15 protein-coding genes are annotated in these 16,720 nt (G+C 59.6%); 3 read left to right on the top strand and 12 right to left on the bottom strand.

The window, feature by feature from the left end; translation table 11 throughout:
• From lspA to SIB92_RS17555, 4 genes are all read right to left on the bottom strand, one after another.
• Entirely contained in the window at positions 1-471 is a 471-nt protein-coding gene (lspA, locus tag SIB92_RS17570) for a signal peptidase II (protein ID WP_412553256.1), read from the bottom strand.
• Between the two features lie 174 nt (positions 472-645).
• A complete protein-coding gene (gene purH / locus SIB92_RS17565) occupies positions 646-2,235 on the bottom strand; it encodes a bifunctional phosphoribosylaminoimidazolecarboxamide formyltransferase/IMP cyclohydrolase (RefSeq protein WP_412553255.1) in 1,590 nt (529 codons plus the stop codon).
• Between the two features lie 19 nt (positions 2,236-2,254).
• Positions 2,255-3,997 carry a heparinase II/III family protein gene (locus tag SIB92_RS17560; RefSeq protein WP_412553254.1) on the bottom strand — a complete coding sequence of 581 codons (1,743 nt, stop codon included), beginning with the start codon at positions 3,995-3,997 and terminating at the stop codon, positions 2,255-2,257.
• Between the two features lie 101 nt (positions 3,998-4,098).
• Positions 4,099-5,370 (bottom strand): RsmB/NOP family class I SAM-dependent RNA methyltransferase, encoded by a 1,272-nt coding sequence (locus SIB92_RS17555; protein WP_412553253.1) that lies wholly within the window; start codon positions 5,368-5,370, stop codon positions 4,099-4,101.
• A 75-nt stretch (positions 5,371-5,445) separates the two neighbouring features.
• Here SIB92_RS17555 and SIB92_RS17550 point away from each other — a divergent pair, with 75 nt between their 5' ends.
• Positions 5,446-5,631 carry a DUF1674 domain-containing protein gene (locus SIB92_RS17550; RefSeq protein WP_412553252.1) on the top strand — a complete coding sequence of 62 codons (186 nt, stop codon included), beginning with the start codon at positions 5,446-5,448 and terminating at the stop codon, positions 5,629-5,631.
• Positions 5,632-5,638: 7 nt separating this feature from the next.
• Here SIB92_RS17550 and SIB92_RS17545 read toward each other — a convergent pair whose 3' ends face one another.
• From SIB92_RS17545 to dapB, 5 genes are all read right to left on the bottom strand, one after another.
• Positions 5,639-6,949 carry a hypothetical protein gene (locus SIB92_RS17545; protein ID WP_412553251.1) on the bottom strand — a complete coding sequence of 437 codons (1,311 nt, stop codon included), beginning with the start codon at positions 6,947-6,949 and terminating at the stop codon, positions 5,639-5,641.
• 321 nt (positions 6,950-7,270) lie between these two features.
• Positions 7,271-9,343: an ABC transporter permease gene (locus tag SIB92_RS17540; protein WP_412553250.1), complete on the bottom strand. Its 2,073-nt coding sequence runs from the start codon at positions 9,341-9,343 to the stop codon at positions 7,271-7,273.
• A complete protein-coding gene (locus SIB92_RS17535) occupies positions 9,340-10,392 on the bottom strand; it encodes a quaternary amine ABC transporter ATP-binding protein (protein WP_412553249.1) in 1,053 nt (350 codons plus the stop codon). The genes SIB92_RS17540 and SIB92_RS17535 overlap by 4 nt, the downstream gene beginning before the upstream one ends.
• Positions 10,393-10,398: 6 nt before the next feature.
• Positions 10,399-11,361 carry an ABC transporter substrate-binding protein gene (locus tag SIB92_RS17530; RefSeq protein WP_412553248.1) on the bottom strand — a complete coding sequence of 321 codons (963 nt, stop codon included), beginning with the start codon at positions 11,359-11,361 and terminating at the stop codon, positions 10,399-10,401.
• A 274-nt stretch (positions 11,362-11,635) separates the two neighbouring features.
• On the bottom strand, positions 11,636-12,445 hold the full coding sequence (gene dapB / locus SIB92_RS17525) for a 4-hydroxy-tetrahydrodipicolinate reductase (RefSeq protein ID WP_412553247.1): 810 nt from the start codon (positions 12,443-12,445) through the stop codon (positions 11,636-11,638).
• Between the two features lie 102 nt (positions 12,446-12,547).
• Between dapB and rbfA the strand changes: the two genes are divergently transcribed.
• Positions 12,548-12,970, top strand: coding sequence for a 30S ribosome-binding factor RbfA (rbfA, locus tag SIB92_RS17520; protein ID WP_412553246.1), 423 nt, complete (start codon positions 12,548-12,550; stop codon positions 12,968-12,970).
• Entirely contained in the window at positions 12,970-13,713 is a 744-nt protein-coding gene (locus tag SIB92_RS17515; RefSeq protein WP_412555866.1) for a phosphodiester glycosidase family protein, read from the top strand. The genes rbfA and SIB92_RS17515 overlap by 1 nt, the downstream gene beginning before the upstream one ends.
• Here SIB92_RS17515 and SIB92_RS17510 read toward each other — a convergent pair.
• Genes SIB92_RS17510 through SIB92_RS17500 form a run of 3 tightly spaced genes read right to left on the bottom strand, consistent with a single transcriptional unit; the run spans position 13,703 to position 16,714 of the window.
• Positions 13,703-14,710 (bottom strand): ABC transporter substrate-binding protein, encoded by a 1,008-nt coding sequence (locus SIB92_RS17510; protein WP_412553244.1) that lies wholly within the window; start codon positions 14,708-14,710, stop codon positions 13,703-13,705. The two genes, SIB92_RS17515 and SIB92_RS17510, sit on opposite strands and share 11 nt — an antisense overlap.
• On the bottom strand, positions 14,689-16,056 hold the full coding sequence (locus tag SIB92_RS17505) for a sensor histidine kinase N-terminal domain-containing protein (RefSeq protein WP_412553243.1): 1,368 nt from the start codon (positions 16,054-16,056) through the stop codon (positions 14,689-14,691). Before SIB92_RS17505 ends, SIB92_RS17510 begins: the two co-directional genes overlap by 22 nt.
• Positions 16,049-16,714, bottom strand: coding sequence for a response regulator transcription factor (locus SIB92_RS17500; RefSeq protein ID WP_412553242.1), 666 nt, complete (start codon positions 16,712-16,714; stop codon positions 16,049-16,051). Before SIB92_RS17500 ends, SIB92_RS17505 begins: the two co-directional genes overlap by 8 nt.
• Between the last annotated feature and the right edge of the window lie 6 nt (positions 16,715-16,720).

Here is a 16,720-nt window from a genome sequence, read left to right as displayed (position 1 = left end):
TCACGCCTCAGTTTTCTTGCCCCCAAACACCACCAAGCCGATGGCGCCTGCAAAGATCCACACATCCGCGAGGTTAAACGCATAAGGATTGTTAATCCCACAGCAGGACATGTTGAGAAAATCAACCACAGCGCCAAAAAGCAGCCGGTCGATCACATTTCCGAGCGCGCCGCCAATCAGGAAACCGGCGCTGATCATGCCCCATTTGCCCGGCGGATCTTTGCGCACCCAATGCAGCACAAAGCCGCAAATCACAAAGGCCAGCGCAATCAGCACCCATTTGGCGGCCGCTGGACTGTCGGAAAACAGACCAAAGTTGATGCCGCGGTTCCATGCCATGTGAAACTGCAGAAACGGCGGAAAAATCTCGATATGCATCACCTCGCGCAGGTTCAGCGCGTTGAGCACAAGAAACTTGCTCGCCTGATCGGTGATGAAGGCCCAAAAGCCTGCCCAAAACACAAGACGCATCACGTCGCGTCTCCTTCTCTGCCTGTCTGCCTCGTGCGCCGTTCCGTGTTGTCCCCAGAATCTTGCGCCTTGATTGTTAGCGCCCATGCTACGCCACTTTTGGGCGGCGCAACAAGGGTGTGACCCGCGATCAGAGCATTTCCAACCGCAGGCCGTTTGCTTTTGAGGTCACTTTTAGTGACGGAAGTGACGCATTCCGGTAAAGACCATCGCCAGACCAGCCTCATCCGCCGCCTTGATGACTTCCTCATCGCGCATGGAGCCACCCGGCTGAATCACACAGGTACCACCCGCCGCAGCCGCTTCCAGCAGACCGTCCGCAAACGGGAAGAAAGCATCAGAGGCCACAGCAGAACCTTTGGCGGGGCTTTCGTCCATGCCCAGTTCGTCCGCCATGCGCTGCGCTTTGGATGCGGCCACGTTGGCGCTGTCCAGACGGCTCATCTGACCCGCGCCAACACCGACGGTCGCGCCACCTTTGACGTAGACAATCGCGTTGGATTTCACGTGTTTCGCGACTTTCCAAGCAAAGAACAGATCGTCGAGCTGCTCATCAGTCGGCGCGACTTTGGTCACCACCTTCAGATCGTCTTTGCCGACGTAGCCCACGTCTTTGTCCTGTACCAGCACACCACCGGCAACCTGCTTATAGGCGGTGATCGGCGCGCGTGGATCAGGCAGACCATCGGTCAACAGCAGACGCAGGTTTTTCTTCGCCGCGAAGATTTCCTTGGCTTCCTCAGACGCACCCGGCGCAATCACCACCTCGGTGAAGATTTCCACGATCTTGCTGGCGGTCTCTGCGTCCAGTGGCTGGTTCAGCGCCACAATGCCGCCAAACGCGGATGTGCGGTCACAGTCAAAGGCCTTCTGGTAAGCTTCGACCAAGGTTGCGCCCACGGCCACACCACAGGGGTTGGCGTGTTTGATGATCGCCACCGCCGGGCTCACCGCTGGATCAAACTCGGAAACCAGCTCAAACGCAGCGTCGGTGTCGTTGATGTTGTTGTAGCTGAGCTCTTTGCCCTGCAACTGGGTCGCCGTCGCCACGCCCGGACGGCCGGAGCCATCGGTGTAAAACGCTGCTTTCTGGTGGCTGTTCTCGCCATAACGCAGGGTCTGTTTCACTTCGCCAGCAAAGGCACGGCGGCGTGGTGCTTCCAGCGCCAGCTGCTCTGCCATCCAGGTGGACACGGCCGCGTCATAGGCAGCGGTGCGCGCATAGGCGATCTGCGCCTGCTTCTGACGGAACGCATAAGAGGTCTGACCGTCGTTGGCGTCCAGTTCGGCCAGAAGCGGCGCGTAGTCTTCCACGTCCACAATCACGTTTACAAAGCCATGGTTCTTGGAGGCCGCACGGATCATCGCCGGGCCGCCAATGTCGATGTTCTCGATGCAAGTGCCATAATCCGCACCGGCCGCAACGGTCGCTTCAAACGGATAAAGGTTCACCACCAACAGGTCGATGCCACCGATGCCGTGTTCATCCATCGCCGCAATGTGATCGTCATTGTCACGCAGCGCCAGCAGACCGCCATGCACCTTCGGATGCAGCGTCTTCACGCGGCCGTCCATCATCTCCGGGAAGCCGGTGACCTCGGACACGTCTTTCACATCCAGCCCCGCATCGCGCATCGCTTTGGCGGACCCGCCGGTGGAGAGCAGTTCCACGCCGCGGTCTGAAAGGGCTTTGGCGAGGTCGATCAGACCGGTCTTGTCAGACACGGAAATCAGGGCGCGGCGAATAGGCTGGAGGTCGCTCATCGGGATAGGGTCCTTGGGCTCAGGTGTTCAAATCCATTTCGTCCCGGTTCAGGTCCCTGATTGCCACATTGGTCTCATGCGCTTTGCTCAGCGACCACCGGATGCGGGTCGCATACTCCATTGCCACGCCAGATAGAACGATTTGTTTGGTCGCACGTGGCTTTAATCGCCCTTTTTCGAGGAAAACACTGGCATCAAGCCGCATTTTGGCAATCGCATCGTGTCGGAACACCCAAAGTTCGCCGCTTTTGAGCGCAATCGACACCGCCGCACCGCCCATATCAAGCGAGGCATCGACCTCCGGATGCAAGTGAAACGCGATTTCAAAGGGGATTCCCTGCAGCGCGCCTTCATCCATCGCCTTGTCAAACCGCCGCTTGGCCGAATCCTCCATCGCGATGATCAGGTCTTCGCCCGCCATACCACGTCCATCAAAGGTCAGTTCCAACGTCCGCGCATGGGTCAAGCCATGCGACGCGATATACCCGTCGTGCCCGCCCTCAAACCGCAACCCATCCGGCGCCTGGCTCATCTGAATCGGCACGTCTTTGGGCGCATCGACCAGCTGCTCTTCGCGCCAACCACGCCCTTCTTGCCCAAGGCGCGCGCTCGACAGTTCATCAATCGTAACCGTGGAATGGGACGGCGTCGCCCGCCCAAACCGGCGCCAATCTTCACCAAAACTCGCACCAGAGCCGCAGTTCACCACCAAAGGCCGCCGCCCGCTGGTCAGTTCAAACGCCAAGGTCGACGCATGGGCATTTAGCGAGCTTGGTCCGGTTGGCGGCGGACTGGCGTCAATCACCACGCTGGTGCGCCCGGCTGACAGCCGCGCGTAGCCCATCGCCAGACCATCTGCCTGCCGTGTTTTGTTACCGCTTTCCGCAAGTGCGGAATCCAGCCGCCCTTCCATGCCACGACCACCGCCGTGAAACCGCGCCAAACCACCATCGGAATGACGCAAGGTGCGCAAGGTGGGCGCAATGCGCTCAATCGCCTGCATATGCATCGCCGACGGCTTGCGCCCCGCTTCTTTCAGCGCTGTCGCAGCCCAGGTCAGCAATGTGAACACTTCGAGCAGCTCTTCGGGATTGCGGGTCGGAATCCCGCCTTCCTCATCCACCTGCCGCTCACATTCTTTATCGAGCGCCTTGAGCGCTGGTTCCACATGCTGCGCCATACCTTCCAGCGCCAACCCCGCGTAGATCAGGCCGGTGAGCGCCTCAAACCGTGGCAAACCCGGCACGGTTTTGTGCCAGCGTTTGGAGAGAAAAATCGTCTGCTGTGCCAGCGAGCGGTAGAAATCCTCAGACTGCGCCGAATCCCGCGCCCTGAGCAGGAAGATCGCATGGCTGATCCAGCGGATCAGCCGACGCCCTGCCAAATCCGGGATCCAGCCGGGCCCGGAGCCACGCCCGTAGCGGTCAATCCAGCGCCAGACCCATTCCTGCGCCCGCTCCCGTGCAGGCATGTCTCCAACAGCGGCGAGATCATCCAGCCAGGCAAAGCCGTGCTGCTCCTCGGCGAAGACATCATCGGGCACGTTGATGTCCCACATCGACGTCTTGGGCGCGCTGATCAAATGACCCGCAAACAGGAAATTGCCCGCCACCAACTGCTTGCCCCGGGCAAACAGCCCAATGGTACGTGGTTCCGGCATGCTGGTGAAGCCCGTCGCGGGCCGCGCACGGGTGCTGATCCGCGCCGCCACACGGTGATTAAACCGTGTCCAGCGCGCCGATATGCTTTCTGGTTTGGACATCCACTCTGCCTCTACGCTCTCTGGCGTTTGGCGCGAGTGTAGCGAGGTGTTAGCGCTGAGTCACCGATTGAATCGGCTCAGCCTGTTTCACCGGCAAAAGCTCACTGACCCTTGCGCAGCAAAGCCACGTAAAACCCGTCCATGCCGCCTTTGTCCGACCAATAATCGGGCCGCAACCTCAGGCCGCCTTCTTCCGTGACCCAGGCCGGATCAACGCCGTCCACCAACACGGCGTCGCGATCCACGGTCACATCCGCCCAGCGCTCCACCGCCTCTTCGACCTGCACTTCGCCTTCATCCGGCAACAGCGAGCATGTGCAGAACACCAAGCGCCCGCCAGGTTTCAGCAGGCCAATCGCGTGATCCAAAAACACTTCCTGCATGCCAATCAGATCGCCAAACTCGCTGCCATCTTTGGCAAAGGGCAAATCCGGGTGGCGGCGAATGGTGCCTGTGGCCGAACAGGGCGCGTCCAGCAGGATCGCGTCATACTGACCTTCCTGCGCCATCACATCGCCCACCACCACATTGGCTTTGAGCTGTACCCGCTTCATGTTTTCCTGAAGCCGCTCCATCCGCGCCGGATTGTCATCCACCGCTGTGACTTTGGCCCCAGCCGCCGCCACCTGCATGGTCTTCCCGCCAGGCGCCGCGCAGAGGTCGAGCACTTTCTCGCCCGGCTGCGCATTCAACACCCGCGCCGGAATCGCCGCCGCCGCATCCTGCACCCACCACGCGCCTTGCTTAAATCCTTCCAGCGCCGTGACCTGTCCGGCGTCCTGCAAGCGCACCGATCCGGTGGGCAGCAGCTCGCCCCCCACGGCCTCGGCCACCGCTGCCGCATCATCCTTGGCGGTCAAATCCAGCGGTGCCCCGGCAAAATGTGCCGTTTCAATGCTCAGCATCGCCTCATTGCCATAGGCCTGCGCCAGCGGTTTGCGCAGCCACTTGGGCAAGCGCGGCACCCGCAGCTTTTCCCATTCCTCGACGCCCTTGTCCGCAACCTTGCGCAGCACCGCGTTGGTCAGACCTTTCATGCCCGCGGTCCGCTTGCCCTTGGCAACAATCTCCACCGCGTCATTGATTACGCCGTGCGCAGCCCCGCCCTGACACAGCTCCACCGTCGCCATGCGCAGCACATTGTGCACCGTGATCGCCGGGGTCTTCTTCAAATGCTTTTGCAAAATCCGATCGGCCCGCTCCAGATTGCGCAGGGTCTCGGTCGCCAACCGCTGCGCCCGCGCGCGGTCTTCCGGCGCCAGCTTCTGCAATGCCCCGCCGCCAATCACCTCCGACAACAGCCGCCCCTTGTCCATGACCTGATCAAGCAGATGCACGGCACTGCGGCGGGCTTGGTAACCGGATTTGGACATACAGACATTCCTTGCGGGGTTGAGAACAGCGGACGGGCGCGTATATCAAGGCATAAGCCTGAAAGGAACCCTCTCATGACGGACACCCCCGAGATCCGCGACGACCTGCCCGAAGCCGCCAAACGCGCGCTGGCCGAGGCCGAAGAGCGCCGCAAGAAGGCCAAAGAGTTGGAATTGCCCACCGAACTTGGCGGCCGCGACGGTCCAGAACCGGTGCGCTACGGCGACTGGGAGAAAAAGGGCATCGCGATAGACTTCTAACTCAGGCCTAATTGGCAAATTTCATGCCAGCCGCCCGGAGATGCGCCTTTTGCTTCTCCCAATCAAGCGGATCCATAAAGAACATGTTCGCCACCACATCGGTGCGCAAGCTGGGCCATTCGGCTTCGATACGCTTGACCATGTCTTCCGCCTGCGCCTGTTGCCCGACGGCCTGATAGGCGCTTGCCAAATACAACAGGCTGGCAAAATTATGCTCCAGCCCCGCCTGCAAAGTGCCTTCCACCACTTCTATCGTGGTCTCGTAAGCGCCCAGGTGATAGCTCGCAAAACCATAGACCCGTTCCCGCACCAACCGGATCGGATCTGACGCGGCAACATTTTCGGGCGCATTGGCCACCACCACATCCTCAAACCGTCCCGAGAAATGCGCGATCAACGCATAAGTATGGGCAACATAGCCGTCATCTCGACCGGCCTCATACGCGGCAAGGGCACGTTCTTTCGCCAATTCATAATCATCAGACGCCAAGGCAACCTGCGCCGAAGTTGCCATCACCCAACTGTCCTCGGGCGCCAGAACCATGGCCTGTTCAAGCAGCAATGTCGCCTCTTGCAAATAGCGACGCGACAGGCCGCCGCCACGGGTCAAATCCGCCATAACCGCCATCGACATCGCCGCCGTGGCATAGCCCCGGGCAAATTCAGGATCGCGGTCGATCGCGGTTTTGGACAGCACGATCGCCACCTTGTGCCGCTCAAAATCCAGACTTGGATACATATAGCTGCGCGCGGCTTCGACCAGTTCCGTGGCAGACATGCCCTCCACATCCACCGGCAAGGCAACGTCCGCTGTCACCAGATCAGAGACATCCTTGGGCCAATCTTCCTGCGGCCCCTCCACCACGCCCGTCGGTGTCAATTCCATCACCACCCAGCCAATGGCCGAAGCAATCAACGCCCCGATCAGGATCAGCATCCGCATGGAGGTCTTGGGGCCGGTTGTGTCGCGGGGTATCGGCCGCGCATCCCACATCTCAAACCGCAACCCACAGCTGCGCGGATCGACAAAGATCCGGATCGGGTCATCCGCGCCTTCCTCAAGGTAGTATTCCGCCAGTTTCTCGGAAAGGCGCGCCATCGCCCAGGCCAGTTTCTGCGCCGCGTCCTCTTCCGCCCGATCGGCATAGAATTCCGCGATCACCGCTTCGCGACTGCCCTGTCTCGCGCGACCGGCGAGGTCTTCGTCCACCATAAACCGAAGCAATTGTTCCTGCTGCCTGGCCAGTTGAAACACCTGGCTGCCGCAAACACGACCGGTGGCAACCCGGATCACATCCGGGGCTATTCTGTAGGTCATACCACTGGACTCGTTAGGACTTGGCATTGATGCACAATCCCCCCGAAATCTTAAAAATCCACTCAACCGCCCGTTCTGGGCAGTGTTCCACCAAGATCAAGTGTGTCCTGCCCGGCACAGTATTGCAAATCCGGAAACCGTTGCGCCCATCGCCCTGAGGGCGCGCGCCACGTTTAGGTCCACTCAATCGCAACAGCGCACGCCTTGTTTACAACGGCCTTTGCGCAAAATCGCACCGACGCGATACCGACGCAAAACAGCCGCGATACCGAAAGGCAAAAAGTGAAGCGAGTCGGAGTGTTACCCCCGATTCGCCTTTCTTTAGAGACCAAGCGCCTGCCGACGCTCTTCGGCAAAGCCCTGCACCAAGCGATCCGCTACCAGGGCCAGGATCGCCATCGCTGCCCCAGCCGTGATGCCAAGGCCTACATCAGCCTGCCCCAACGCCAGATAGATCGACTGTCCCAGCCCAGTGGTGCCGATCAGCGCGGCAATCACCAACATGGCAAAAGCATAGAGAATGGTCTGATTCAAACCGAGCAGAATGGTCGGTGCCGCAAAGGGTGCACGCACCTCAAACATGGTCTGCCACTTGCCTGCCCCGCTGGCCGTGGCCGCCTCCAGAATTTCATCTGGCGTGCTGGTCAAACCATGCCGCGTGTAGCGGATCATCGGCACCACGGCATACATGCAAATGGCGAGAAACGCTGAGAATTCCCCAATTTGGAAGAACATCAGCACCGGGATCAGGAAGACAAATAACGGAATGGTTTGCAGAAGATCACAAATCGGTCGAATGATCGCCCAGGCCGTGCTGCTCATAGCGCTCCACAGCCCTAAGGCGCCGCCGACGATGGCACAGGCAAACACCGCCGCACCCGACAGATACAGAGACAACAGCGCCCGCTCCCACAGGCCGGAAATCAGCACCAACCCCAGAAGGATCACCGCCAGCCGCGCCAGTTTCCACCCGCCAGCAACCCAGCCAATTGCGCCTGCGCCAAAGATCACCACCGGCCAGGCCAGATGCGCAATACCGATCTCCGCCACATAGGCCAGGATCATCACAACCAGCCCCGCGGTCACACGACCTTTCAGGATCAAAATCAATGAGATAAACGCCGCCACGCCGTAAAGCATAGCCGTGTGTTTCGCGGTCCACAGGAAGCCCCAGGTGAAGGGCAACACCGCCTCTGCAAGGCCAATCCGCAGCGGCAAAAGCCCGTAGAACATGGAGGTGTTTTTGACTGTATCCAGCGTCGCGCCGTGGTTCCCTGTGAAGCTACCGACACCTGTATCGACCCAAGCCGCCACGCCGTCTAGCGCCGCAAATCCGCTTGGCGACCAGCCCGCAAACACGGACCACAGCGTCACCAAAAGCCCAGCGCCGAGAATGCCAAAAGCCACTTTGCGGTCCTGCTGCGGACGCGGCTCCGCCAAAGCGGCGGACATGCGGTCAATGATGATGGCAAACACCACAATCACAGATCCCGCCAAAAAGGCCTGTCCAAACAACGCCTTGCGCATGGTCAGCAGCACTTCCCAACCGATGTCCTGAAAGCCACCGATCACCGCCGCGATGATCACCATCGACAGCGCCGCCATCAGACATTGGTTAACGCCAATCATGATTTGCTGCGTCGCCGCCGGCAGTTCCACAAGAAACAACTGCTGCCGCCGTGTGCCACCAGACATCACCGCCGCTTCGCGGATTTCCGTGTCCACGCGCTCAAGCCCCAACAGCACATTTCGTGCCATAGGTGGCGCTGCATAGATCGCCGATGCGATCAGGCCCACCACAGGCCCAAAGCCAAAAAGCACAAGCAGGGGGGTGAGATAAGCAAAGGTTGGCACCGTCTGCATCACATCCAGAAGTGCGTTCACCGCGCCTTTCACACGGGGAAACTCAAACGCCGCAATGCCAATCGCCGTGCCAAGGAAAAGCGCCAAAGGCACCGAAACCGCGACCAGCGCCAACGTGTTCATGCCCTCAGTCCAGTAGCCGGAGAACACCACAAACATCAGCCCAAAGAAGCCCAGCGCTGCCATGCGCAGCCCACCAATGATCCAACCCAGCGCGGTCACCAGCGCCACGGTCATGGGCCAGGGCAAGGCGTTCAGAAGCCAGCCAACCCCTTCCATGGGATAGCTTACCAAAAAGGTGAAAGTCCGGGCTATCGGTTTGAAAACATCAAGAAAACCGCCCACCAGAAAGGTCATCCAGTCGGTCATCGGCACGGTCAAGGCTGCAGGCCATTTCACCAGCCACTCAAACTGCGCCCCAAGCAGGCGGCAAACCAAAGCAATCGCCAGCACAAACAGCGCCGCCTGACTGCCACGTGTCAGCGCCAACTTGCGTCCGGCACCAGCTGACACGGCCTCCGTCGCGCTCATGTCTCTTCCGCCTGCAAGGCGTTGGCCAGCTCATGCGGATGCACGGCACCAATCACTTTGCCCGCCGCATCTCTTACCGGCACTGGCTCATAGAGCTCCATGCATTTGGTCAGGGCAGTATCCAGCGTCATGCCCACTTTGATGCCCGGATCATCCGGCATGTTGTCCGGAATACCATCCATAAGAATGGACTCAACGCAGGCATGCCGCCCCTTAGGCACATCCTTGGAAAACTCGGCGACATAGTCATCCACTGGATGCAGCACGATCTCTTCCGGCGTGCCAATCTGCACAATTTCGCCATCGCGCATGATCGCAATCCGGTCGGCCAACTTCAGGGCCTCCTGGATGTCGTGCGTGATGAAAACAATGGATTTTTTCAGGGTCGCCTGAATGTTGAGGAACTCGTCCTGCAACTGGCGACGGATCAACGGGTCCAGCGCAGAGAATGGCTCATCCAGGAACCAGATGTCTGGGTTCACTGCCAGAGACCGCGCAATGCCGACGCGCTGCCGCTGCCCCCCGGACAGGTTACGTGGGTAGGTATCCTCGCGGCCTTTCAGCCCCACGAGTTCCAACACCTCCAAAGCTCGTGCGCGGCGCTCGGCCTTGCCTGCGCCCTGCATTTTGAGCGGGAAGGCCACGTTGTCGGCCACCGACATATGCGGGAACAATCCAAAATGCTGGAACACCATGCCCAGCTTGTGACGACGCAGATCAATCAGGCGTTTGTCACTGGCCTGAAGAATGTCCTCACCGTCAATGCGCACCGACCCGGCTGTCGGCTCAATCAGCCGCGAAATACAGCGGATCAGAGTCGATTTTCCAGAGCCCGAAAGCCCCATAATCACAAAGAGTTCACCGGATTTGACCTCAAAATTCGCCGCACGCACGGCAGGAATAAGGGTCTTGTCCTTAAGCTCTTTGGCAATAGCTTTGTCATCTCCAGCCCCGCGCGCATCGCGCAGAGCCGGGGCGGCGTTTTCGCCGAAGACCTGCCAGAGGTCTTCGACGGCAATCGCCGGAGCGGTGCTGTTCTTGTCAGTCATGAAGTCTTACTTGGTTGCGGCGTCGACAACCGACTTCCACTTGGCTTCGTTTTCACCCATCCACGCGGACACTACCTCTTCAACTTTCTGACCGTCCACATCCACGGCGCCCATCATTGGCTGCTGATCTTCGACCGCCAGCTGATAGTTCACCAGGATTTCATACGCGGCAGGCCACTTGTCTTTCAGACCAGGCCAACCGGCTTTGAAGATGCGGCTTGCGGAGAAGTCACAATCGTTGATCGCATTTGGGTTTGGACCCCATGCTGGATCGGTGAAGCAGGCGTCCTCACCCGCAGGCAGATCGACAAACTTCACGTCGTAGGCCGACATCGCCCAGTGTGGCTGCCAGAAGGTGATCAGCAGCGGGGATTTCTTCTCGGTAGACGCGCGCAGCTCTGCAATCAGAGCACCTTCGGACCCTGCAGGGACGGCTTTGAATGGCAGTTCCAAACCAGTCATACGATCCGCGCCAGGGGTGCCCCAATCCGCTGGGTAGTCCACCAAACGGCCCATTGGCAGGGTTTCAGCGGTTGCGAAGTTCATCGCGCACTCTTTCAGTGCTTCCCACGCAGGCAGGCCTGGGCACAGATCTGCAACGTGCGCCGGATAGGCAATGCCTTCACGGGCCGCCAGGCCCAGATCGGACAGCTCTTCCACTTTGCCTTCGCCCTTCAGCACGGCGTACTGGTCGGACACGTTGGAAGACCAGATTTCCAAAGTCGCGTGAATGTCGCCATCCGCAATCGCCTGGAACTGGTTCAGCATACCTGCGGTCACAAACTCAACTTCGTAACCCGCCGCGCGCAGCATCTCTGCGGCAACATGCGTGGTCACGTGCTGGCCGGTCCATTCGTTCAGCGCCAGCTTGATGGGCTCATCGGTCGCGCCAAGATCTGCCGCTTGTGCCGACATGGCCACCGCGGATACCGCAAGCGCCGACAGTCCGGCTTTCAAAAACGTCGTCATGGTCTTCTCCCTGTTGGTCATTTTTTAAATGGTCATTTAAGTTTTTGTTTGCCGGCATAAGAACACAACGTCTCTGACCTGCCAACAAAAAATGCATCTGGATTGGATGCATCATATCTCCGGGCGCTCTCAGCGGCGGACATCAACCGCCGAGCGATTGATTTTATTGGGCATTTTGACTGCAACCAATTTGATCACAGCAACGCGAGAATGCCAATCGCGCAAGCTGCGCAAAACGTCACAGGACGTTTTGCGCTGTATTGGTAAGGGATTCTTACAACCCCAATACGTCAAACATATCATACTCACCGGGCTTTTGATCCTGCCCCCAGATCGCCGCCTTCACCGCGCCGCGGGCAAAAATCGCCCGATCCGTCGCTTGATGGCGCAGCACAATGCGCTCCCCAGCGGCCGCGAACAGCACATCATGTTCGCCAACAATGTCGCCACCACGAATGACAGAGAAGCCGATGTCCCCTTTCTTGCGCGCGCCGGTGATGCCGTCCCGCGCCCGATCAGACACATCCACCAAATCCACACCGCGCCCTTCAGCAGCCGCCTCGCCAAGCATCAAAGCGGTGCCGCTTGGAGCATCCACTTTGTGGTGGTGATGCGCTTCGATGACTTCAATATCAAAGTCCTCATCCAGAGCTGCAGCCACTTTTTCGGTCAGCTTGGTCAACAGGTTCACGCCAAGGCTCATGTTACCGGCCCGCACAATCACCGCGTGACGCGCGCATGGCTCCAACTGTGCGATATCTTCCTCGGTCATACCTGTGGTGCCGATCACATGCACCGCACGAGCCTGTGCCGCCAGCTTCGCAAAGGCAATCGTCGCTGCTGGTGCGGTAAAATCAATCACCGCCTGCGCCTTGGCAAAGGCCTCCAGCGGCTGGTCCGTCACGGTCACGCCCAGCGCCGCGCCGCCCATGGCTTCGCCCACATCCCGGCCAACCCAATCATGGCCTTCGCGCTCAACCGCACCCACCAAACGCACCTTGTCACTTTCGGACACCGTCTTGATCAGCATCTGCCCCATCCGGCCTGATACACCTGTGATCACGATTCCTGGCAATTCCTGCATGGTGTCCTCTCCACTTTGACAAACCACCCAAATGGCGGTGCGCCCTGCTTACCCAATGCAATCCAGCTTGGCAAAGGCAGACAGAAGCCCTAAGTGAGGGACATGGCAAAGAACTCTTTCTCCGAGGGCCGCGGCCCGTCCCAACGCCAGCTGCGCGTGGGTGAATTGATCCGACGCACCCTGTCGGAGGTTTTGGTACGCGACGAGCTGCATGATCCGGACATCACCCGCATGTCAATCACCGTGGGCGAGGTGCGCATCACGCCCGATCTGTCGATTGCGACCTGCTTTGTGCTGCCACTGGGTGGCAAAAACAAAGAAGACGCTGTTGCCCTGCTAGCCCGCCACAAAGGCGAGCTACGCCGTATCATCGGCCGCAAAGCCAAGCTCAAGCACGCCCCGGATCTGCGCTTCCGCGTGGACAACACCTTTGATCAGATGGACGCCACCCGCGCGATGCTGTCCGACGAACGGGTGCAGGCGGATGTGGCCAAAACTGACACAGAGGATGGCGAACCTACGTGATCCGAACTGCGCTCTGTTTGATATTACTGTCCCTGCCCCAATGGGCGCAGGCGGTGACCTGTTCAGATCAAACACATGAAGGGCGCAGCCTGACGGTGTGCACGGTGGACGCCGCCGAAGACAACCTGCGCCTGTTCCTGCGAGATGACAGCGGCGCTATTCTGGGCCAGTTCCGCGACATCGAGCGCGCGCTGGAAGACGGCAAAACCCTCAGCTTTGGCATGAACGCAGGCATGTATCATGCCGACCGCAGCCCCGTGGGCCATTACGTTGAAGACGGCACCGAAGAGATGCGGCTTTTAACCGGCGGTAGCAAAGGCAACTTTGGCCTGCTGCCCAATGGCGTGCTGTGCCTGAACGACGGTGCCGTGCAGGTCTACGAAACTTTGGATTTCCAGAAACAGGCCCCAACCTGCCGCGACGCCACCCAATCTGGCCCGATGCTGGTGATCGACGGTGCACTGCACCCGCGCTTCTTGCCTGACAGCACATCCCGGTTCCTGCGCAATGGCGTGGGTACAACGGACAACGGAAAAACCGCCTATTTCGTAATCTCCAACGAGGCGGTGACCTTCCACGAGTTTGGGCGCTTCTTCCGCGACGTTCTGAAAACACCAAACGCACTCTACTTTGACGGCAAGATCAGCCGCCTGCACGCCCCCCAACTGGACCGCTCCGATGGCGGCTTCTGGATGGGGCCGATCATTGGTGTGGTGGAACCCAGCGCCGCGGTCACTGAATAACCGCGCTGCTCCATTCCTTGATAAATGTGCGGCGTTTCAGCGGATCCAGATAGGTCATCAACGCGGGCTCCAGAGAAATCACCGCCTGACCGGTGCTGTCCGTCGTCGCACTCAGCGGTGGCAAAGGAAACGCATCTAGGTTTCGCTGCCCGGTTTGCATCTCCACCAGATGGCGCACAAAGGCGGCGGCTTCTTCGGCCACTTCAGTGCGGCTGCTGACAAAAGCAGTGCGCATCATGATGGTGGGAAAGTCCGATGGCAGTACGATTTCCAGCGTATCGGCCACATCCTCACGCGCAGCCACATAGCTCCCAAGCACATTGTAGGCGACCATCAAATCCCCAGCGACCAGATCGTCAATCATCGCACCGGAACAGCAATAGAGCTGCGCATCCAGCCCACCCATCACCTCCATCAGCCGCCAAAACGTTTCCGAGGCGCGCGCATCCTGGGTGGCAAACAGATAGCCCAACCCCGAGTCTCGTACGTCGTAGGTGCCGACCTTACCGCGAAACACTTCAGGCCGCGCACGCATAGCAGCAATCAACTCCTGACGGGTCTGCGGCACAGACTCCGGCGCAAAGGCTGCCCGGTTGATCACAATGGTGGCTGGCTCTGTGGTGAAGGCAAACAGGCTGTTGCGCCATTGCGCCCAATCCGGCTGATCCAGATTGTCGATCTGGACCGAAAACCCATCATTCACCAGCTTCAACTGCAAATCCATCGCACTGGAGATGACCACATCAAAATCCCCGGGCGCCGCCCGGAACACCTCGTCGATCTGCGCGGTCCCCGTCACAAAATACTCCACCGCCACGCCAGACCGGCTTTGCAAGAAGTCCTCGATCACCGGCGCAAACAGGGAGGTGTCGGTGCTGGACAGCACCCGCAGCGTGCTGCTTGCCGAGGCGGGGCCAAAGGCGTTTTGATCTTCCCAGTCCTGTGCCAGCACCAGCACCGGACACAGCCACATCATCAAAGCAAAAATGTAACGCATGCGCCCCCCTCCGGCATGTTGTCCAACGTCAGTTCCCCGCCATGGGCCGTGGCCACATCCTGCGCAATGGTCAGCCCCAAGCCGGACCCAATGGTGTCCTTGGCATTGTCCCCGCGCGAAAATCGCGCCGCCAGTCCCTGCATCTGGTCGGGCGGAAACCCCGGCCCTTCGTCGCGCACCTCCACCCGAGGCCGTGGCGATGCGCCGACCTCTAGAGTTATCTCGCTCTCCTCAGGCGCGTACTTCAACGCATTTTCTACCAGATTGCGCAGCGCGTTTTGCAACAGGATCGAGTCCGCCTCAACGCTAACAGTACCTTCGCTGATCACCGTGAGCGCAATGTCTTTCATCTCCGCCACCGGCGCCAACCGCGTCACCAAATCTTCCACCAGCTCAACCAAATCTAGTGTCTGCGTCTCAAGATGATCCGCGCGAAAGGTGATCATCGCATGATCCAGAAGCTGTCCCGCCGCGCGGGAGCTCTCATCAATCGCCCGCACCATAGAGCGTAACGCCTGGCGGTTGTCTTCGCGTTCCACCCTCTGCAAGGTCGCCTCCGCATGGCTGCGCACGGTCGCCAAAGGCGTGCGCACCCGATGCGCTGCCTCGGCAATAAAGTCCTCTGATTGCTTCAGCGATGTATCCAGCCGCGCCATGAAGCTGTTGAGCGAAGTCACCAAAGGCGCCATCTCCAGCGGCACCGGGCGCGCCACCGGGCTAAGGTCTTTGGGGCCCCGCCGCGTGATCGAATGGGTCAGCCGCTCCAATGGACGAATTGTGCTGTTTGTTGCCCAGCTCGCCACCAGCACAGACAGCGTAAAGAATCCGGCCCCAATCAGGCCCACATTGCGCGAAATCTTGTTCAAGGTCCCGGCCAATGCGTCCTGTGTTTGCGCCACCGACACGGTGACTCGCGTTCTGGTGTTGGCCCCCACCAAAATCCGCGCCGCCGTGGCCACGCGCACCGGCGCACCGTCAAAAATGGCTGACACATGCACAATTTCGCCGCCATCCGGCGCGTCGGCAACCGGCAGAAGCTCATAGCCGGACAGCAGCGTTTCCTCTTGCCAAATGGCGTAAAACACCCGGTCATCCGCGTCGGTGCTCAACATCGAGAAGGCCACATAGGGGAAATCCACCTCCACATCTCCATCCCGCAATGTGGCCGCATCCAGAATGGAGGCCACCGAGGCTTCCAGAATGCTATCCTGTCCACTCTGCGCAATCTGCGCCGCATAGGTCCGCACCACAAAAAACAACAGAATGGCAATCGCCGCAGCGCTGCCGATCAGCGTCAGCGCCAACCGCGCTCTGAGCGAGCCCGCCACATTGACCGCGTCATCCATGATCGAGCCGATATCCCAGGCCGCGCAGGGTGGTGATCCGCAACTCCGAAGGCTCCAGATGTTTCCTCAGGCGACCGATGTAGACCTCAATCGCGTTCTCGGAAACATCCTCGTCATACGAAAACAGCCGGTCTGCCAGTTTGGCTTTGGAGAAAATCTGCCCCGGCGCGTTGATCAGCAATTCCAGCAGCCGCAATTCCCGATTGCGCAGGGTCACCGCCCGCGCGCCAATCGTCAGCCGCCCAGCCACCGGATCAAGTGTGACTCCGCCAAGTTCCGTGACCGATTGCGCATGGCCAGCATTGCGCCGCAACACCGCCCGACAGCGCGCCTGAAGCTCCTCGTGGTCAAACGGTTTGGTCATGTAATCGTCCGCGCCAAGATCAAGCAGGCTGATTCTGTCACTGACCTGAGACCGCGCGGTCAGAACTATCACCGGCGTGTCGTTTTTCCCGCTCCGGTGGTGTTTCAGGAAGGTCCGGCCATCCCCATCCGGCAACATAATATCCAATAATATGAGATCATATTCACCGGTCTGCATGAATGCCATAGCATCCTCAATTTTATCAGCATGATCAACAACATGACCATCCAATTGCAGCCGTGAACTGACCGCGTTGGCGAGCTCTACATTGTCTTCGACCAGGAGGAATTTCATGCGATT

Source organism: Shimia sp. MIT1388, assembly GCF_047124445.1.
Lineage (GTDB): Bacteria > Pseudomonadota > Alphaproteobacteria > Rhodobacterales > Rhodobacteraceae > Shimia.
Note: the sequence above shows the minus strand (reverse complement) of the source record. Positions and strands in the feature narration are given on the sequence as shown.